This window comes from Kocuria sp. PD6, from assembly GCF_031844145.1.
GTDB classification, from domain to species: Bacteria; Actinomycetota; Actinomycetes; order Actinomycetales; family Micrococcaceae; genus Kocuria; species Kocuria marina.
On sequence record NZ_JAUZUS010000011.1, the window covers coordinates 31,123 to 50,861 of the forward strand.

Annotated in this window: 16 protein-coding genes and 1 tRNA gene; 13 read left to right on the forward strand and 4 right to left on the reverse strand. The window is 71.0% G+C overall.

Translation table 11 applies throughout. The features are described 5' to 3' along the window. Positions 1–24 precede the first annotated feature (24 nt). The 3 genes from Q9R22_RS10810 to Q9R22_RS10820 all read right to left on the reverse strand — a co-directional run bounded on the left by Q9R22_RS10810 (position 25) and on the right by Q9R22_RS10820 (position 4,190). Positions 25–636 (reverse strand): LppP/LprE family lipoprotein, encoded by a 612-nt coding sequence (locus tag Q9R22_RS10810; RefSeq protein WP_131332554.1) that lies wholly within the window; start codon positions 634–636, stop codon positions 25–27. 136 nt (positions 637–772) lie between these two features. Continuing rightward, positions 773–2,794, reverse strand: a complete 2,022-nt coding sequence (locus tag Q9R22_RS10815; RefSeq protein ID WP_131332555.1) for a VWA domain-containing protein — start codon at positions 2,792–2,794, stop codon at positions 773–775. Between the two features lie 7 nt (positions 2,795–2,801). After that, entirely contained in the window at positions 2,802–4,190 is a 1,389-nt protein-coding gene (locus Q9R22_RS10820) for a sigma 54-interacting transcriptional regulator (RefSeq protein ID WP_131332556.1), read from the reverse strand. 133 nt (positions 4,191–4,323) lie between these two features. Here Q9R22_RS10820 and Q9R22_RS10825 point away from each other — a divergent pair, with 133 nt between their 5' ends. The 6 genes from Q9R22_RS10825 (at position 4,324) to nrfD (ending at position 12,335) form a co-directional block, all read left to right on the forward strand. Further along, positions 4,324–4,995, forward strand: a complete 672-nt coding sequence (locus Q9R22_RS10825; protein WP_311254198.1) for a histidine phosphatase family protein — start codon at positions 4,324–4,326, stop codon at positions 4,993–4,995. Between the two features lie 69 nt (positions 4,996–5,064). Next, positions 5,065–5,958: an SCO1664 family protein gene (locus tag Q9R22_RS10830; protein WP_242670620.1), complete on the forward strand. Its 894-nt coding sequence runs from the start codon at positions 5,065–5,067 to the stop codon at positions 5,956–5,958. A 126-nt stretch (positions 5,959–6,084) separates the two neighbouring features. Further along, positions 6,085–6,426 carry a hypothetical protein gene (locus Q9R22_RS10835; RefSeq protein WP_035965408.1) on the forward strand — a complete coding sequence of 114 codons (342 nt, stop codon included), beginning with the start codon at positions 6,085–6,087 and terminating at the stop codon, positions 6,424–6,426. Positions 6,427–6,628: 202 nt separating this feature from the next. Further along, positions 6,629–10,063, forward strand: coding sequence for a formate dehydrogenase (gene fdh / locus Q9R22_RS10840; RefSeq protein WP_311254199.1), 3,435 nt, complete (start codon positions 6,629–6,631; stop codon positions 10,061–10,063). An 11-nt stretch (positions 10,064–10,074) separates the two neighbouring features. Continuing rightward, positions 10,075–11,238: a 4Fe-4S dicluster domain-containing protein gene (locus tag Q9R22_RS10845; RefSeq protein WP_311254203.1), complete on the forward strand. Its 1,164-nt coding sequence runs from the start codon at positions 10,075–10,077 to the stop codon at positions 11,236–11,238. Then, entirely contained in the window at positions 11,235–12,335 is a 1,101-nt protein-coding gene (gene nrfD / locus Q9R22_RS10850) for an NrfD/PsrC family molybdoenzyme membrane anchor subunit (protein WP_311254200.1), read from the forward strand. Before Q9R22_RS10845 ends, nrfD begins: the two co-directional genes overlap by 4 nt. 121 nt (positions 12,336–12,456) lie before the next feature. On the opposite strand, the gene selD is transcribed toward nrfD, so the two are convergent. Continuing rightward, positions 12,457–13,500, reverse strand: a complete 1,044-nt coding sequence (gene selD, locus Q9R22_RS10855) for a selenide, water dikinase SelD (RefSeq protein ID WP_311254201.1) — start codon at positions 13,498–13,500, stop codon at positions 12,457–12,459. Positions 13,501–13,583: 83 nt separating this feature from the next. Between selD and Q9R22_RS10860 the strand changes: the two genes are divergently transcribed. The 7 genes from Q9R22_RS10860 (at position 13,584) to Q9R22_RS10890 (ending at position 19,710) form a co-directional block, all read left to right on the forward strand. Continuing rightward, positions 13,584–13,678: transfer RNA gene (locus tag Q9R22_RS10860), tRNA-Sec, on the forward strand. Positions 13,679–13,719: 41 nt separating this feature from the next. Then, complete coding sequence (gene selA / locus Q9R22_RS10865) at positions 13,720–15,027, forward strand: L-seryl-tRNA(Sec) selenium transferase (RefSeq protein ID WP_131332563.1); 1,308 nt, start codon at positions 13,720–13,722, stop codon at positions 15,025–15,027. Next, positions 15,027–16,814 carry a selenocysteine-specific translation elongation factor gene (gene selB, locus Q9R22_RS10870; RefSeq protein ID WP_311254202.1) on the forward strand — a complete coding sequence of 596 codons (1,788 nt, stop codon included), beginning with the start codon at positions 15,027–15,029 and terminating at the stop codon, positions 16,812–16,814. Before selA ends, selB begins: the two co-directional genes overlap by 1 nt. A 276-nt stretch (positions 16,815–17,090) precedes the next feature. Beyond that, on the forward strand, positions 17,091–17,291 hold the full coding sequence (locus tag Q9R22_RS10875; RefSeq protein ID WP_231885531.1) for a DUF3072 domain-containing protein: 201 nt from the start codon (positions 17,091–17,093) through the stop codon (positions 17,289–17,291). A gap of 112 nt (positions 17,292–17,403) precedes the next feature. Beyond that, positions 17,404–18,225, forward strand: a complete 822-nt coding sequence (locus Q9R22_RS10880; RefSeq protein ID WP_131332564.1) for an alpha/beta fold hydrolase — start codon at positions 17,404–17,406, stop codon at positions 18,223–18,225. 280 nt (positions 18,226–18,505) lie between these two features. Then, the gene (locus Q9R22_RS10885; protein WP_131332565.1) at positions 18,506–18,766 is read left to right on the forward strand and encodes a hypothetical protein; all 261 of its coding nucleotides are present in this window, start codon (positions 18,506–18,508) and stop codon (positions 18,764–18,766) included. Between the two features lie 35 nt (positions 18,767–18,801). Next, positions 18,802–19,710, forward strand: coding sequence for a DMT family transporter (locus tag Q9R22_RS10890; protein WP_131332566.1), 909 nt, complete (start codon positions 18,802–18,804; stop codon positions 19,708–19,710). Positions 19,711–19,739: the final 29 nt, after the last annotated feature.

The window sequence follows — 19,739 nt, forward strand, 5'->3', positions numbered from 1 at the left end:
CGAAACCGGGCGCCGGGGCGCGGCTCAGCCGACACCCGGGGGCCACTCGCCCGCGTGGTCCACGGACTCGGTGTTCGGGTTCCAGGAGTACGTGGACACAGCCCGCCCGCTCGCACCGGCATTGCTCTCGCCCTCCTTGGCCCACCGGTAGGTGACCTGGATGGCGGAGTCGGACAGCCGCACGGTCGCGGGCGAGAAGGCGATGCCCTCCTGGGTGGTCGTGCCCAGGTACTCGCCGTCGTGGAAGAGCATCTGCTGCGACGGGGAGGACGCCGTGCCCCTGCGGATCGTCAGCGTGACCCACGACAGGTCCGCGCACGGGTCGTACGTCTCGGTGTCGATCGCCACCCACTCGGCGTCGGGAACGTTGCCCTTGGGGAACGCCGGGCCCACCTTGTCGATGTTCTCGTTCACGGCCTGCTCCGCAGAGGTGTTCGCGCACGACCCGGACGGTTCGGGGGTCGCAGACGACGCCGCAGTGGTCGCCGCGGGGCTCTGCGACCCGGGCGCGGGGGTGTCGGACGCGGTCATGTGACTCTTGGGCTGCGCGGCGGGCGAGGAGCTGCATCCGGTGAGCCCGCCCAGTGACAGGACCAGGAGGGCGGCTGCCGCGGTCAACGTGCGTGTGCGGTGCATGACGAATCCTCTCGTCTCATCCGTTCCCCGATGTCCACGGGTGGTTCCAGCGCGAGGGCTCGTCTTCACTTAAGCAATACTTCTATGTGGATGCAAAAGAATCAGCCCGCGACCAGGGCATTCGTCCCGAAGACCGTCACGCGTCGTCGTCCGCGAAGCTGTCACCCGACCCACCCCAGGAGCCGTTCCGGGAGCGTGAACGCATGTATTCGCCCAGCACTGCGGCGTCGAGGTCCTCGGGATCCGGGGCGACCACCCGACCGCGCACCCGGCGCGCGAGCGCCGCGATGAAGCGGACGAGTCCGGGGTCGTCCCCCAGCCGGAACAGGGTGATCTCGGTGCCGCGCCGGGCCACGGCGTCCAGCTGCGCCACGGTGAGCCGCAGGGTCTCGGGATCGGGCGGGTACATGAACCATGCCTCGCCGCCGGGTTCCAGGTGGGCGGTGGCCTCACCGTCCGTGACCACGAGCAGCACGGGGTGCATGGTGGGGTGCTTGCGGAAGAAGCGCTGCGCGAGCAGCAGGCCGTGATGGAGGTTGGTGCCCTGTTCGTGCCACGCGGGCAGCGCGGTCAGCTCCCCGATGTCCATCGTCTGGGCGTAGCGGCCGAACGTGATGAGTTCGAGTGCGTCACCCCGGAAGCGGGTGGAGATCAATTGGTGCAGGGCGATCGCCGTGCGCTTCATGGGGACCCAGCGCCCGTTCAACGCCATGGAGAAGGACGTGTCCACGAGCAGTGCCACCGCCGCTTGCGTGCGCGCCTCCGTCTCGCGCACCTCAATGTCCTGGACGTCGATCCGCAGACCCGCACTCGGGTCCGCGCCCGACGCCGCCGTGCGGGTCACCGCGTTGGTCACCGTGCGGGTCACGTCCCACGGTTCCACGTCCCCGAACTGCCACGGGCGGGACGAGCCGGTCTGCTCACCGGCGGCCCCGGCGAGCCGGGTGTCCCGGCGGCCACTGCGACCGGAGAGTCTCCCGGCGGCGTCGCGCAACAGGGATTTGCCGAGCTTGCGCATGGCCCGCGGGGACAACCGCAATTCGCCGTCCGTGCCGCGGCGCAGGTAGCCGCTGTCCCGCATGGCGCGCTCGAGCTCGGTGAGCGTGCGCGCGGCGACGGCGGCGTCGTCGCCCAGTTGCCGGGCCAGGGCGGCCACGTCCAGGTCCGAGAGCGTGGAACCCGCATAGGACTGGGACAGCTGCTCGCTCAGGGCGTCCAGGTCCGCGAGGTCCTGCAGCACACCCGTCCCGTCCCCGAGACCGAGGCCTTGATCGCCCTCGAACTGCTCCGAACCGGACCAGTCCAACCCGGGACGCAGGCCCTGCAGCGCGGCGTCGAGGCGGTCCAGTTGAGACATCAGTTCGGGGGAGCCGAACGCCTGCGCGGACAGCGCCATGAGCTCCTCGCGCTGCTCCGGGGTCATGGACCGCATCATGCGCTGCGCGGCGGCGGAGCGCTGAGCCAGCGCGTCGATGAGCTCGTCGATGTCCTGGGGGTTCTCGGGGAACTGGTCCCCGTGCCGGTTCATGAACCGCTCGAAGTCCTCGGGTGTGTCCTCGCCGCGGGCGTGCTTCTCGAGCAGCTCGTTGAGGTCCTCGAGCATGCGGGAGACCGCGGCGCGGTCCTCGTCCGTGGCGTTCTGCAGCGCGTTCTTCATCCCCGCGAAGCGCTGCTCGAGCAGTTCGCGGCCCAGCAGGTCCTTGATCTGTTCGTAGTTGCGCCGTGCGGCGTCCGACTGCCAGTCGTAGTCGGACAGTTCCGTCACGGCCGCCGCGGTGGAGGACGGCAGGGCGTCCAGGCGCATCTCCCGGAACTGCCGGTCCGTGGGATCCATGCGCGCGTCCCGCAGGAACTGATCGCGTTCCTCGCGCAGCGCGCGGTCGAGCAGTTTCTTGGCCTCCTGCACCGTGCCGTCCAGGCGGTGCCGGCTCAGCAGGTCCCGACGCCGCTGATGCACCTGGCGCGCCAGATCGTCCAGTCCGCGCTGGTTGCGCCCGCCGCGGCGCAGGAATTCGCGCAGGGCCTGGTCGGGGGAGTAGCCGGCCATGACGTCCTCGGTCACGGCGTCCAGGACCTCCCCGAGGTCCACGGGTGGGGCCAGGGGATCGGGACCGCCGGAGTAACGACCGTACCGTGAAGAATGCCGGGGTGTGCGCATGGGAGGCCTATCCGTAGACGGTTTCCCCGTCGCCGGACTCCTTGGAGAGCTTCCGGGTCAGGAACAGCCCCTCGAGGGCGAGTTCGACGGCGGTCGCGCGGTACCCGGGCCCCTCACCGCCCACGCGTTCGGCCAACCGGTCGTAGAGCTCGGAGTCCTCGAGGGCGGGCAGGGCGTCGAGGAACTCCTGGGCGCCCACGCGTTCGCCGGTCGTGATGGTGCGCTGACCGTCGAACGCGGCGACCAGGGGAGAGAGATCCAAGCCACGGAAGTGTTCCCGCACGGCCTGGGCGGTCGCGGTACGCAACAAGTGCTCCAGGATGTCGTCCTCGCGGCCTTCCTCACCGGATTCGAACTCGACCTTCCCGCCGAGTACGGCCACCGCGGTGTCCACGTCCACGAGCCGGGCCACGGCGGGGTCACCGGGGCGCACCGTGGCGCGGTGCCGGGCGGCGGCCGCCACGGTTTCAGCTCCCGCGATCGCGAAGCGCGCGGAGACACCCGAGGACTGGTTCACCGCGCTGGATTCACGCAGTTGTCGTGTGAACCGGGCCAGGATCTCCAGGATGATGTCGGGGACCTCGGCGGTGAGTTCGGCCTCCTGGCGGATCACGGCCATCTCGTCCTCGAGTTCGAGCGGGTAGTGGGTGCGGATCTCCGCCCCGAAGCGGTCCTTGAGCGGGGTGATGATCCGGCCGCGGTTGGTGTAGTCCTCCGGGTTGGCGGAGGCCACGACCATGACGTCCAGCGGCAAGCGCAGCACATAGCCACGGATCTGGATGTCCCGCTCCTCCATGACGTTGAGCAGGGCCACCTGGATGCGCTCGGCCAGGTCAGGTAATTCGTTGAGCGCCACGATCCCGCGGTTCGCGCGCGGGATCAGCCCGTAGTGGATGGTCTCGGGGTCCCCGAGCCGCCGCCCCTCCGCGACCCGCATGGGGTCCACGTCCCCGATCAGGTCCGCGACGGACGTGTCCGGGGTGGACAGCTTCTCCACGTAACGCTCGTCGCGATGGCGCCACGTGATCGGTAGGTCGTCACCCTCCGCGGCGATCCGCGCGGTGGACTCGGCGGTGAGCGGTTCGTAGGGGTGTTCGTTGAGTTCGGAGCCCGCGATCACGGGCGTCCACTCGTCCAACAGCCGTGGCAGGGTGCGCAGCAAGCGGGTCTTGCCCTGGCCGCGTTCACCCAGCAGCGCGACGTCGTGCCCCGCGATCAGCGCGCGCTCGAACTGGGGGATCACGGTGCGCTCGAAGCCGTGCAGTCCCTGCCACGGGTTCTCCCCCGCGGCGAGCGCCGCGAGCAAGTTGTCGCGGATCTCCCGGCGCAGGGATTTCAGCTCATGACCCGACGCGCGCAGGTCACCCAGGGTGCGGATGTCAGGTTGGGCGTTCACGCGCGTCACGCTACGCCCGGTGGGCGGCGGCGTCGAGCCCCCGGGGCGGTTCGGTGACGCCGTGTGACGGGCGGGGAGCCGTGCGGGGCGGGGTCCGTGACGCGGGGGCGGGTGCGTTCTAGGCTGACGAAGCATGAGCGACTCCCGCGGATCGACCACCGTCCTGCTCGTGCGTCACGGCCGCACCCCCACCACGGGTGAGCTGTTGCCGGGGCGTTCCCCGGGACTGCACCTGTCCGAGCAGGGGTGGGAGCAGGCGCGCGCCGCGGCCGAGCGGGTTGCGGAACTGACCGTGAGCGCGCTGTACAGCTCGCCGCTCGAACGCGCGCGGGAGACCGCCCAGCCGAGTGCCGAGCTGCTGGATCTGCCCGTCCGCGAGGACCCCGCACTCCTGGAGCTCGACGTGGGGCAATGGACGGGGCGCGCGCTCAACGACCTCAACCGGTTGCCCGAGTGGCGCACCGTGCAGCACAATCCCTCCGCGTTCCGGTTCCCGGACGGGGAGAGCTTCCCCGAGATGCAGCAGCGCATGGTCGATGCCTTGCAGCGCCTGTGCACGCTCCACCCCGGTGGGACCGTGGTGTGCTTCTCCCACGCGGACCCCATTCGCGGGTTGCTGGCCCACGCGATGGGCACGCCCCTGGACAACTTCCAGCGGCTCAGCGTGGGGCCGTGCTCGATCTCGGTGCTGTCCTATCCCGCGGCGCCCGACGGTGCGGATGAGCCCTCCGGCAACGACACGAATCCGGTGGTGCTCACAGTCAACTCCACGCGGGATTCCCTGCGGGAGCTGGTGGCGTCGTGACGGGCCGGTCCGGCGCGACCCGGAGCGGGCGCGGGGGCGGCGGGACGGCGTCGTCGTGAGAGCGGCGTCGTGAGGGCCGAACGAGCGGACGGGCTGCTGCGCACGGGGGGGATCACGCTGCTCGGACAGCTCGCGCGCAGCAGCAATGAGACGTTCCTCGTGGAGGTGCGCGCGCTGGCGTCGCAATCGGTCACCGGCACCGACGGCGACGCTCGTGTCGGCGAGGTCCCCGACCCTGAAGCCGCCGAGGCCTGCTCGGTTCCCGCGATCGGCGACGACGCCGCTCCGGCCGACTCACCCGTCGCGGCACCCGACCCCGACAACGCAGCTCCCGCAGCGACGTCGTTCGGTCCGCCGGACTCGGACACGGCATGCTGGGCCATCTACAAACCCGAGCTCGGGGAGCGGCCCCTGCACGACTTCCCGCCGGGTCTGTACCGCCGGGAGCGCGCCGCGTACCTGCTCAGCGAGGCGCTCGGCTGGGGAATCGTCCCGCTCACCGTGATCCGGGACGACGCCCCGTTCGGGACGGGATCGCTGCAGTTGTTCGTGGCCGCGGACCCCCGGGAGCACTACTTCACGATTGTGGAGGACCACCCGGACACCCACCCGGTGCTGCGCGCCATGGCCGCCTTCGACGTGCTGACCAACAACACCGACCGCAAATCCGGCCACGTCCTGCGCGGCTGGGACGGGCGGGTCTGGGGGATCGACCACGGCCTGTGCTTCGCCGCGGCGTTCAAACTGCGCACCGTGATCTGGGAATTCGCGCGCGACCCCTTGCCCCCGGACCTCGTGGCGGACATTCAGGCGCTCGCCGAGAACGGCGCACTGCATGAGGTGACCGAGCTGCTGACGACCGAGGAGACGCGTGCCCTGCGTCGTCGTGCCCGTGCCCTCGCGCTGCTGGGCAGGCTCCCGGAGGACCCCTCCGGCATGCGCTACCCGTGGCCGCTCGTGTGAGCCGCCACGGAGCGGTCCGCTGCGCGTGAAGCGGCCGGGGGTCCGGTGGAGGCGCGGGGCCGCGGCACCGTAGTCTGACCGTGCGCGTGACAGCGCGCTCGTCGAGAACCTGGCAAGGAGTAACCCATGACGCAGCCCATCCCGGACCCCAACCCGCTCGACAACCCCGAGGCCTCGGACGACACGTTCCGCGAGGACGAACTGATCGGCACCACCGGTGACGAGGACTCCGCGTGGGAGGAGGACGACGCCCAATGGGGTGCCGACGAGGATCCCCTGACCCACCCCGAGGAAGCTGACGTGGAGCAGGTGGCGCAGGAGGAGACGATCCCCGAGCTCGATACCACCTCCGAGACCCAGGATCCGGAGGTCGAGGCCCTCGTGCAGGACCCGCAGGCCGACCGCGAGGTCAACCGCTCGTTGCGGGACGGCGCGGACCAGACCGTGGACCCCATGGACGAGCGCTGACGCGACACGCCGTCGCAGACCACCGACGACCCGTGGCGGCCCGCGGCGGCCGGGCGGCCCCACGAGCCGCCACGGGTCGTCGCCGTGCGGGCCGAATCCCGGCATGAGCCGGGCTGATGCCGCCGTGAGTGCCGCGCGGGTCGTCGCCGTCGCGACACACCTGACACCTGGACGCGCGCGGTAAACGGTCTATTCTTGCGATATGTCCCGATTCAGCCCGCTCGAGTGGCCGGTCATCCGCCAACTCCGGACCGGAGATCACACCGGCCGCAGTTCCGCAGTGCAGTCCCAACGCACCCGTGACACCACCCCGCGCACCGCCACGGCGGACCGCGTGGTGCAGAGCATCTGCCCGTACTGCGCCGTGGGCTGCGGACAGAAGGTCTACGTCAAGGACGAGCGCGTCATTCAGATCGAGGGTGACCCGGACTCTCCCATCTCCCGCGGTCGTCTGTGCCCCAAGGGCTCCGCCAGTGAGCAGCTTGTGAACTCGCCGGGTCGACAAACTCAAGTGCTGTACCGCGCGCCCGGCGCCGCCGAGTGGCAGCCCCTGGATCGCGACACGGCCATCGACATGATCGCCGACCGTTTTCTCGAGTCCCGGCGCCGAGGCTGGCAGGACGCGGACGAGCAGGGCCAGCCGTTGCGCCGCACCATGGGCATCGCGTCCTTGGGCGGCGCCACGCTGGACAACGAAGAGAACTACCTGATCAAGAAGCTGTTCACTGCTGCGGGGGCCGTGCAGATCGAGAACCAGGCTCGGATTTGACACTCCGCCACGGTTCCCAGTCTGGGAACCTCCTTCGGGCGCGGCGGCGCCACCCAGTCCCTGCAGGACATGGCCAACGCGGACTGCATCGTCATCCAGGGCTCCAACATGGCCGAGTGCCACCCAGTGGGCTTCCAGTGGGTCACTGAGGCCAAGGCACGCGGCGCCCGCGTGATCCACGTGGACCCGCGGTTCACGCGCACCTCTGCCGTGTCGGACAAGCACCTGCCCATCCGCGCGGGCTCGGACATCGTGCTGCTGGGTGCACTGATCAACTACGTGCTGAGCAACAACCTCTGGTTCCACGAGTACGTGGTCTCCTACACGAACGCCTCCACCTTGATCAGCGAGGACTTCGAGGACGCCGAGGACCTGAACGGGTTGTTCTCCGGTTACGACCCGGAGAGCGGCTCCTACCACCTGGGGTCGTGGGCCTACCAGACCGAGGACTCCGAGGGGCAGGACTCCCGCGGAGAGGCGTCCGACGACGCCGCGGGCCGCGGCGTCGACAACCACGGCGTCGAGCACGAGCACGCCAAGGGTGCCAAGCAGCGGGCCGAGGCCGGTGGCGACAAGTTCGGCAGCGGCGGCGCACCCGTGGGCGGGGGCGCTTCAGTGCGGGACGAGACCCTGCAGCACCCGCGCACCGTGTTCCAGATCCTCAAGCGCCACTTCTCCCGGTACACGCCGGAGATGGTGCGGGAGGCGTGTGGCATCTCGGAGGCGGACTTCGAGTACCTGGCACGCTCCGTCACGGAGAACTCCGGTCGGGACCGCACCACGTGCTTCGCGTACGCGGTGGGCTGGACCCAGCATACGCTGGGCGCCCAGTTCATCCGCACGGCGTCCATCCTGCAGCTGCTGCTGGGCAACATGGGACGCCCCGGTGGCGGCATCATGGCCTTGCGCGGGCACGCGACCATCCAGGGCTCCACGGACATCCCCACGCTGTTCAACCTCCTGCCGGGATATCTGCCCATGCCGTCCGTGACGGCGCAGACCCTGGACGACTACGTGGACGGGATCCGCACCACCAACCAAAAGGGGTACTGGGCCAACGCCCGGTCCTACGCCGTCAACCTGCTCAAGTCGTGGTGGGGGGACGCCGCCACGGCCGAGAACGACTACGCGTACGACTACATCCCGCGCATCAACGGGGCCCATGGCACGTACCAGACGCTGATGTCCATGCTCAAGGACCAGGTGGAGGGGTACTTCCTGCTGGGGCAGAACCCCGCGGTGGGTTCGGCCAACGGGCGGCTGCAGCGCATGGGAATGTCCCACCTCAAGTGGCTCGTGGTGCGGGACCTGAACATGATCGAGTCCGCCACGTGGTGGAAGGACGGTCCGGAGATCGCCTCGGGAGAGCTGAAGACCGAGGACATCGACACCGAGGTCTTCTTCATGCCCGCGGCCACGCACGTGGAGAAGTCCGGCTCCTTCACCCAGACCCAGCGTCTGGTGCAGTGGCGCCACCAGGCGGTCACCCCGCCGGGGGACGCGCAGAGCGATCTGGAGTTTTTCTTCGAGCTGGGCAAGCGGGTCCGCGAACGCGTGGCTGACTCCACGGACCCACGGGATCGGCCGCTGCTGGACCTCACGTGGGACTACCCGCTCACGGAGGAGGGGGAGCCGGACGCCGAGGCCGTCCTGGCCGAGATCAACGGCCGGTTCCTCACGGGCCCGGACGCCGGCAAGCCCCTGAGCTCCTACAACCAGATGAAGGACGACGGCAGCACTGCCGGCGGATGCTGGATCTACACGGGCATCTACGCGGACGGCGTGAACCGCGCCGCCATGCGCGTGCCCGGGCAGGTGCAGGACGAGATCGCCTCCGAGTGGGCGTGGGCGTGGCCCGCGAACCGTCGCATCCTCTACAACCGTGCCTCCGCGGACCCCCAGGGCAAGCCCTGGAGCGAACGCAAGAAGCTCGTGTGGTGGGACGAGGAGAACCACACCTGGACGGGCAAGGACAATCCGGACTTCCCGCTGGACCGGGAGCCCGGAAGCCATCCCGACCCGCAGCAGGGCGGCCCCGATGCGCTCGCCGGTGACGACCCCTTCATCATGCAGGCGGACGGCAAGGCCTGGCTCTTCGCACCCAAGGGCATGATGGACGGGCCCCTGCCCACGCACTACGAGCCGCAGGAATCGCCTGTGGACAACCCGCTGTACACGCAGCAACAGAGTCCAACGCGCGTCATGTTCCCGCGGGAGGACAACCTCTCCGCATCCAGCGGCAAGGCGCCGGGCACGGACGTGTACCCGTTCATGTTCACCACGTACCGGCTCACGGAGCACCACACGGCCGGCGGCATGAGCCGGTGGCTGCCGTACCTCTCCGAGCTGCAGCCCGAAATGTTCTGCGAGATCTCACCAGAACTCGCGGAGCTGAAGGGGCTGGAGCCGTACGGATGGGCCACGATCGTCTCACCGCGTTCGGCCATCGAGGTCAGGGTTCTGGTCACGGACCGCATGACCCCGCTGACCGTGGCGGGCAAAACCATCCACCAGATCGGCCTGCCCTACCACTGGGGTGCGGGCACGGACGCGGTGGTCACCGGTGACGGGGCGAACGACCTGCTGGGCATCACGCTGGACCCCAACGTGCAGATCCAGAACTTCAAGACGGGTTCGTGTGACATCCTCCCCGGGCGGCGGCCGCGCGGTGCGCAGCGCAACGAGCTGGTGCTGGAGTACCAGCAGCGGGCGGGCCTCACGATCATGACCGGCATGGAGCGCATCACGGATCCGGAGCGCGAGCTGAACGACGATCCGCTGCGAGCACGCGACAGCGGGGACGTCGCCGGACGGTCCACGGCCTACACGGCGGGGACCGCCACGACGGACCAGGGAGAAGACAAGTGAGCACGGACCGGATGACACCCACCTCGGCCTTCGAGGACGACACCCACTGGGAGCACCCGCATCCCCGGCGCGGGTTCTTCACGGACACCTCCATCTGCATCGGCTGCAAGGCCTGCGAGGTGGCGTGCAAGGAGTGGAACCGCAACCCGGTGGACTCGGACTACGAGATCCTGGGTTCCTCCTACGACAACACGGGCGGGCTCGGCGCGGACACGTGGCGCCACGTGGCCTTCATCGAGCAGACTCAGGACCGCATCGAGGAGGCCCGTGAGTCCGGCCGCGCCCTGGTGAACCTGGGGATGCCGCGGGTGGGGCCCCCTGAGACGTCGCCCGCGCCGTCGTCCGGTGGGTGCGCGTGCGGTTCGGCCGCGCCGGTGAACAACGCCGCTGGGTCCGGGTGCGCGGGCCCGTCCTCGGCGACCACCGCGCCCGCGGCCAGTGGCTGCGGATCCACGGGCGGTTGCGGTTGCTCCTCCGGTGGGGCGGGCGGCGCAGCCGCGGGCACCGGCGAGGACGGTTCCCCCGTCCTGGACACCCCCGACTTCCGGTGGCTCATGTCTTCGGACGTGTGCAAGCACTGCACCCACGCCGGGTGCCTGGACGTGTGCCCCACGGGCGCGCTGTTCCGCACCGAGTACGGCACCGTCGTGGTCCAGGAGGACATCTGTAACGGATGCGGGACGTGCGTGGCCGGCTGTCCGTTCGGCGTGATTGAGCGCCGCGACGACGGCCTCGTGGAGCCCAAGAACCAGCGCGGTGCGGCTCCCATGCCGGACACCGTGAAGGTCCCCCAGGACGGGATCGCCCAGAAGTGCACGCTGTGCTACGACCGTATGAAGGACGACCAGACCCCGGCGTGCGCGCAGGCGTGCCCCACCACCTCCATCAAGTACGGCGAGCGCGAGACCATGCTCGAGTCGGCCCAGAAGCGGGTCGCCCAGTTGCACGAGCAGGGCAAGACCGAGGCGCGGCTCTACGGCGCCAACCCCAAGGACGGCGTGGGCGGGACCGGGTCCATCTTCCTGCTGCTCGACGAGCCCGAGGTGTACGGCCTGCCGCCGGATCCCCGCGTCCCCACGGCGGACCTGCCGCGCATGTTCAAGCGCGCGGGCATGGCCATGGTGGGCATGCTGGCGCTCGGCGCGGTCGCGTTCACGGCGGGTGATCGCTCATGAGCATTTCCCCGTACGACGCCTACCGTCCGCCGCAGGAGCCGCGCGGCAAACGACGCCGCAAGAACCGCACCCCGGGCGGGGGAGCCTTCCGCCGCGGTGGCGGTGACGGTTCCCGCGAAGTGCCCGTGGTGCCGGAGCCCGAGTTCAGGTCCTACTACGGCCGCCCGATCGTCAAGGCCCCGCCGTGGGACTCCAAGATCGCGTCCTACCTGTTCCTGGGCGGTCTCGCGGGTGGTTCCGCGCTGCTGTCCCTGGGCGGCTACTTCACGGGCCGGCCCGCACTGCGTCGCAACGGTCGCCTGGGCGCACTGGGAGCGGCGAGCCTCGGGACCGTGGCGCTCATCGCGGACCTCGGGCGCCCCGAGCGGTTCCTGCACATGATGCGCACGGTCAAGCCCACCTCGCCCATGAGCCTGGGTTCGTGGTTGCTCGCGGGTTTCGCGACCAACGCGGGCGTGGCCGCCGCGATCGAGGTGGACCGGATGACGGATGAACGCCTCCCGCTCGGCCCCCTGCGCCCGGTGCTGCACGCGCTCGAGCTGCCCACGAGCGTGGCCTCCGGCGTTCTCGGAGCGCCGCTCGCGGCCTACACCGCCGTGCTGCTTGGGGACACCGCAGTGCCCACGTGGCACGAGATGCACGCGCACCTGCCGTTCGTGTTCGTCAGCTCCGCGTCCCTGGCATCCGGGGGCTTCGCGCTCGTGACCACGCCCGTGGCGGAGACCGGCCCCGCACGGTTCTTCGCCGTGGCCGGGGTCGCGGGGGAGCTCGCGGCCATGCATGTCATGAAGGGCGCGATGGACCCCGTCTCCGTGGAACCGCTCGAACAGGGCAAGCCGGGTGCGTGGCTCACCTGGAGCGAACGACTCTCGGTCATCGGTGGCGTGGGCGCTCTGCTCGGCGGACGACGCCGTTGGGTCGCCGCGGCCTCGGGACTCGCCCTCATGACGTCCTCCGCGCTCACGCGCTGGGGTGTGTTCTGGGCCGGCAAGGAATCCGTGAAGGACCCCCGGTACACCGTGATCCCGCAGCGCAACCGGCTCGAGAAGCGCCGCGCCGCCGGGATCACCGACGATTCGATCACGACCGCCGGCTGAGTCTTCCGAGGCGGAGGGCTGTCCCGCTCACGTGCGAACACATGCTCGGGACGACCGCGCAACCCGTCCCGCAACCGGTCGGACGACCGGTTCGCGCGACGGGTTGAGTTGAGCGGCGCGTTCAGCGCACGGTGATGAGCGCATCGCCGTCGGCGGGAACCTCGGTGGTCTCCCCAATCACGGGATAGCCGGGGACCTCCCCGACCACGAGCAGTCCGCCCGAGGTCTGGGCATCCGCGAGCAGGAGCAGCTGGTCCTCCGTGATTCCCGATCCCGCGGACAGGAACGGGCGCACCCAGTCCAGGTTGCGGCGGGTACCACCCGAGACGAAACCGTCCCGCAGGGCGTCCGCGGCGCCGTCGACGAGCGGAACCGCGGAGGCGTCGAGCGTGGCGGCCACCCCGGAGGCCCGGCACATCTTGTACAGGTGGCCCAGCAGACCGAAACCGGTCACGTCCGTGGCCGCACGCACCCCGGCCGCAAGGGCTGCGCGGGACGCATCCTTATTGAGCGCGGTCATGGTCTCGATCGCGGCGGGGAACACCTCGCCCGTGGTCTTGTGCCGGTTATTGAGTAGTCCCACCCCGATCGGCTTGGTCAGGGTGATGGGCAGACCCGGCCGGGCGGCGTCGTTGCGCATGAGGCGTTCGGGATCTGCGGTACCGGTGACCGCCATGCCGTACGTGGGTTCGGGGGAGTCGATCGAGTGCCCACCGATCACGGGGCAGCCCGCGAGCGCGGCCACGTCCAGGCCGCCCTGCAGCACCTCGGACATTAGGCTCATGGGCAGCAGTTCACGGGGCCAGCCCACGAGGTTGATCGCGACCACGGGGGCGCCGCCCATCGCGTAGATGTCGGACAGTGCGTTCGCCGCGGCGATCCGGCCCCAGTCGCGGGCGTCGTCCACCACGGGGGTGAAGAAGTCGGCGGTCGAGAGCACCGCGAGGTCGGGGCGCACGAGGACGGCCGCGGCGTCGTCGCCGTCGTCCAGGCCCACGAGGACGTCCGGGGAGTTCTGGCCCGTGAGTCCCTTGACGGCGTCCTCAAGCTCGCCCGGCGGGATCTTGCAGGCGCAGCCACCGCCGTGGGCGTAGCTCGTGAGACGGCCGATCCCGGTCCCGGACGGGTGCGAGGTCGTGGACGGGTGGGCAGCTTCGGAAGTCATGCGTCCAGTCTAGGAGTGGGGACGGACAGGCTACTGAGTCATGACGACCGAGGGCGTGCGAGTGCGGTGATACATTCGCTCCCGGAGGCGTACGTGTCCTGGTGGGCGCCCCGGTCTTCAAAACCGGTGAGACCGAGCAGCTCGGTCTGGCGGGTTCGATTCCCGTCCGCCTCCGCCACTTCTTGAGCACTCGCCCGCCACAGATCCCGAGGAGTTGCCGTGAGTGCAGCGGATCCCCGCAGCCGCATCCCCCGCACCGACCGGTTGCTCGCGGATCCTCGCATCGGGTCCGTGGGAGCCGGGCTGGGGGCCGCGGCGGTGCGGGTCGCGATCACGGCCGCGCAGGCCCGGGCACGCGCGGGGGAGATCGCGCCCGAGGACGTCGCGAGCGCCGTCGTCACCGAGCTCTCGGCGCGCGGCGCGTCTTCATTGACCCCGGTGCTCAACGCCACGGGCGTGGTGGTGCACACCAACCTGGGCCGCGCTCCGCTCTCCGATGCCGCCCGCCAGGCCCTGGAGGACGCCTCCGGCTACGTGGACGTGGAACTGGACCTGACCACCGGGCAGCGCTCCGGCCGGGGTGTCGCCGCGCGGCAGGCACTGCTCGACGCGTGCCCCGCCGCCGAAGATGCGCTGATCGTCAACAACGGTGCCGCGGCGTTGGTCCTCGCCACGACCGCGCTGGCCGCTGGGCGCGAGGTCCTGATCAGCCGGGGCGAATTCGTGGAGATCGGTGCCGGGTTCCGCTTGTCCGACCTCATGGAATCCACGGGTGCGCGGCTGCGCGAGGTGGGGACCACCAACCGCACGCACCACGCCGACTACCGGGACGCCATGGGTCCGGAGACCGGGTGTATCCTCAAGGTCCACCCCAGCAACTTCCGGGTGGACGGCTTCACGTCTTCGGTGCCGCTCGGGGAGCTGCGGGCGCTCGCGGACGAGCACGGGGTGCCGCTCGTGGTGGACGTGGGTAGCGGCCTGCTCACGCCGGATCCCGCGCTGCCCCACGAGCCGAGTCTGTCGGAAGCGCTCGAGGCCGGCGCGGACGCCGTGATCGCGAGCGGGGACAAGCTGCTCGGCGGGCCCCAGGCGGGTCTGTTGCTCGGGCGCACCGAGACGATCCGCCGCCTTGCGCGCTTCCCGCTGGCCCGGGCCGTGCGCGCGGACAAACTGACCCTCGCCGCCCTCGAGGCCACCCTGCGGGGCGGTCCCACCCCCGTCGCGAGCGCCCTGCACGCGGACCCGCAGCGCGTGCGTGAGCGCGCGGAGGCCCTGGCCGCCGCGGTGGGAGCCCGCGTCGTGGAGCACGATGGTCGCGTGGGCGGTGGCGGTGCTCCCGGTGTCCCGCTGCCCGGCTGGGCCGTGCGGCTCCCGGAGGCCGCCGCGCGCCCGTTGCGCCTCGGCACACCGGCCGTGCTGCCGCGCGTGCACGACGGCGCGTGCCTCGTGGACCCCCGCTGCGTCCCCGAGGAGCGGGACGCTGACCTGCTCGCCGCCGTGCGCGCGGCGCTCGCGGAGGTGGGCTGATGTACGTCGTGGCCACGGCCGGTCACGTGGACCACGGCAAGTCCACCCTGGTCCGAGCACTCACGGGGATCGAACCGGATCGGTGGGACGAGGAGAAGCGACGAGGGCTCACGATCGACCTCGGGTTCGCGTGGACCGAGCTGCCCTCGGGGAGGCATGTGGCGTTCGTGGACGTCCCCGGGCACGAGCGGTTCCTGGGCAACATGCTTGCCGGTGTGGGCCCGGCTCCGGTGGTGTGCTTCGTGGTGGCCGCGGACGAGGGCTGGCAGGCCCAGTCCCGCGACCACCGGGATGCGGTCGCCGCTCTCGGGATCGAGCACGGGATGATCGTGGTGACCAAGGCGGATCGGGCTCCGGAGCGGGTGGCCGACGTCGTGGCGCGGGCGCGCGCGGAGCTCGCCCACACGGGTCTCGCGGACGCTCCCGCCGTGGCCGTCTCGGCGCGGGAGGGAACCGGACTCGACGAGTTCCGGGACACGCTGGACGCGGTGCTCTCCCGCGTGCCCGGCCCGGACCCGGACGCCAGGATCCGGTTGTGGATCGACCGGGCCTTCACGATTTCCGGTGCCGGGACCGTGATCACCGGGACCCTGACCGCCGGGACCCTGCACACGGGTGACCGGTTGACCCTGCGCGGTCGAACGGGAAAGCAAGAGGTCACCGTGCGCTCGATCCAGAGTCAGAATGATTCCGTGGCGCGGATCGGACCCACCCACCGCGTGGCCGTGAACCTGCGGGGCACGAGCAAGGACGCGATCCACCGTGGGGACGTGCTCGTGACCCCGGACGCGTGGCCGAGCGCGGGCGTCATCGAGGTCCGCCGTGAGCGGGGTGCTCCGTTCGACGAACTGCCCGCCGAGATCGTGGTGCACGCGGGAACCGCCGGCGTGGGCGCTCGGTTGCGACCGCTCGATGCCAATCACGCCCGATTGCAGCTGGACCACGAGATGACCCTCGTGCCGGGGGACCGGCTCGTGCTGCGCAGTCCCGGGGCGCAGGTCGCGGTCGGGGGTGCACGTGTGCTCGACGTCGACCCGCCCACCTTGGACCGGCGCGGTGCGGCCGCCCGGGAGGCCGCTCGGCTCGCGGGCATCGCCGACCACGGCGACCCCGTGGCGGAAACCGTCAAGTACGGGGCGGTGAGCACCGAGCGGTTGCGGCTGCTGGGGTTCGCGGCGGACGAGACGCCCTCCGGCGACGTCGTGGTAGCGGACGGATGGTGGATCCACGTGCCCCGGCTCACGGAGTGGGCCACGCAGTTGCGAGCGGCGGTCGAGGCCGCGCACGAGCGCGACCCCCTGGCCCCGGGACTGCCCCGGGGCGCGGCCCGCACAGCGCTCGGCGAACCGGTCGGACGGCTCCTGGACATGCTCTTGGCCCGGGCGCAGCTCACGGAGCAGGACGGATACATCACGGTCCTCGGTCGCGGCGGCGGACTCGGTGCCGCGGAGGCCGCGATCACCGCGCTTGAGAAGCGCTTGCGTGCGGATCCGTTCGCGGCACCGGAGGCGTACGAACTGCAGGAGTTGCGCCTCGGCCCCCGAGAACTGGCGGCGGCGCAGCGGCTCGATCGGGTGCTGCGGTTACCCGGCGATGTCGTCCTGTTGCCCACCGCGCCCGCGCTCGCGATGCGCGAGCTCGCGCGGCTGCCCCAGCCCTTCACCACGAGCCAGGCGCGGCAGGCGTGGGGCACCACGCGCCGGGTGGCCGTACCGCTGCTCGAACACCTGGACGCCAAGGGCTGGACGCGGCGCGAGGACGGGAGCAACCGCAGCATCGTGCGGTGACCACCCGCTGCGGATCGGTACGAGCGGTGGGACCTTGCGCGCCGTGAGCGAAACATCCTCGCGGGGAGGCGGAGCGGGGGCTAACGTCGACACCACGACATCCGGTGATCCGGCGCGAGACCCAGCGAAGGAGCAGTCATGACCGAAACCCCCGCACAGGACCCCCAGGGCGGACAGCCCCCGCTCGAGAACGGCACCCCGGACGGTGCCCTGCCCGACCAGGCCGCCAACGGCGTTCCGCAGGGAGAGACCAATGGCGCGCCCCAGGGCGAGACCATCGGTGCGACCGGTGACGCTCAGGACTCGTCCCTCGAGAAGGACCCCTCGACCTGGGTCAGCGGCGATGAGCCCATGACCGCGTCCCAGAAGTCCTACCTGGACACCCTCGCCAAGCAGGCCGGGGAGGAACTGCCCGCGGATCTCACCAAGGCGGAGGCGTCCCAGCACATCGAACGGCTCAAGGGCTCGCAGAACTGATCCGTCCTCATCCGGGACGTCCCGGATCCACCGCCCCGTACCCGGCATCCACGCCGCGTGCGGGGCGGTGTCCGCTTTGGGGCGCGGTGGGCGCGCACAGTAGATTGGGCCCGTGCCCCAGGACCAGAAACCCCTCGTGAAGACCACGCTCGTGGGAGACGGCGAGTATCGCGTCGTGTTCCTGCACGGGCTGTTCGGCCGCGGCAAGAACTTCACGAACATCGCCAAGGGATTGCGACCCGAGTTCCGCAGCTTGCTCGTGGACCTGCCCAACCACGGTGAGTCCGCCTGGACCGAGAGCTTCGGCTACGCAGCCATGGCGGATACCGTGGCCGCCGAGCTGCGTGAGTCCTTCGCCGCGGACGGTCCCGTGGACGTGGTGGGCCACTCGATGGGCGGCAAGGTCGCCATGATCCTGGCCCTGCGTCACCCGGAACTCGTGCGCCGGCTCGTGGTCGTGGACATCTCCCCGGTGGGTGCGCAGGAGTCCGGCGCCGGGCGGGGCGACTTCGAGCACCTGCTGGGCGCCCTGCAGCGCCTGGACCTGAGCGACGTCAGCCACCGCTCCCAGGCGGACGCCGCGCTGCGCCCCGAGATCCCCGAGGACCACGTGCGCGGTTTCCTCCTCCAGAACCTGCGCCACCGGGACGGCGGTTTCGGGTGGCAGCCCAACCTGGGCCTGCTCCATGCCGAGCTCGGCGCCATCGGGGACTGGCCCGCGGACGACGTCGCAGGGCGCACCTTCATGGGGCCCGTGCTGTGGATCGCGGGGGAGCGTTCCGACTACGTCCAGGACAGCGACGTCCCCGCGATGCGCGCGCTCTTCCCGCGCACGGTGCGGACCACGGTGCGCGGTGCGAGCCACTGGGTGCACGCGGACCGCCCGGACGAGGTCATCTCCGCGCTGCGCACGTTCCTGCTCACCGACCGCTGATCCGCTGCGATGCCGCCGATCGGCGCGCATCATTCCCGCGCGGAGCGCCTCCGGGCGGGCCCCGCGGTTAACACGCGCGGGCGTCGCCGCCCCGGCCGACAGGGTTCTGAGTCCACGACCACAGGAGAACCCCGGGTGCACTCCGACCTCGGCCGCCATGTCTTCGTGACCTTGAGCGGGGTGTTCTGCATCGGCAGGACACTCGTGGGCGCCGGGGTGACCGGGACCTTCGTGGCTGACATCGCCGGGGTGTCCATAGTGCTCAACGCCGCATGGCTGCGTGCTCCTCACCGCCGTCTCCGCCCGGCTCCCGGGTCCGCGTTTCACCGTGGCCGCGGCCGTGGTGTGGGCGCTCGTGTGGATCGGGGTGGCCCGCACCTCCAGTGGACCCGCGTCCCAGGTGGTGGGAACCGCGGCGTTCATCCTCGCGGCCGTGACCCTGCTGATCTGGATCATGGCCCTGGTCCGGGGTCGCAACCGGGGTACCCGGGCACTCGGCACCCGCGCGGGACGCGAGCGCAGCGGCGTCGTCGCGAGCTGACCCGGTACCGCGGGGCACCGCGTAGCGTGGACGCCGTGAATCCCTCGACCTCACCGACGGCTCGGGAGAGCGGTGGTTCGTCCACGCAGGGCGTGCTGCTCGTGGTCGCCGCGGCGTTCGTCACGCAGACGGGCGCGGCGATCGCCGTGAGGCTGTTCGACCACGTGGGCGCCACGGGTGCCGTGTTCCTGCGTCTGGTCCTTGCCGCGGTGGTGCTGTGCGCCGTCGTGCGACCCTCCCCGGCGGGGCTCACGCGGCACACGATCGGGGTCGTGCTGGCATTCGGGGTGGCCCTCGGTGGGATGAACCTGTTGATCTACCAGGCGATCGCGCGATTGCCGCTCGGGATCGCGGTGACCATCGAACTACTCGGACCGCTCGCGCTGTCCGTGGTGCTGTCCCGGAAGTGGAGCGGGGTGCTGTGGGCCGCCCTGGCGCTCGCGGGCGTCGTGCTGCTGAGCGGTGTGGGCCCGGGCTCAGGGGTCCCCGACCTGGCGGGTGTGTTCTTCGCCATGGCTGCGGCCGCGATGTGGGCCGTGTACATCCTGATGTCCCGGCAGGCGGGGCGCAGTTTCCCGGGGACCCAGGGGCTCGCATGGGCCATGGTGATGGGCGCGGTGCTCGCGGCGCCCTTCGGGATCGCGAGCGGTGGAGCGGCGTTGCTCGAGCCGCGCGTGTTGCTCGTGGGGCTCGCGGTGGCGCTGCTGTCCTCGGCGCTGCCCTACGCCCTCGAACTCGCGGCACTGCGTCGGTTGGCCGCCGAGACGTTCTCGATCCTGGTGAGCCTGGCGCCGGCGGTCGCCGCTCTGGTGGGCTGGGTGATCCTGGGGCAGGTGCTGGGCCCTGCGGAGATCATCGGGATGGGCCTTGTGATCCTCGCCGGTGCGGCGGCCGTGCGCACGGGGCGTCTGCCATCCACGGGGCCGACGCCGCCGGGGACGTGACGCGCGCTGGTTCCGACCCGGCCCGCTCC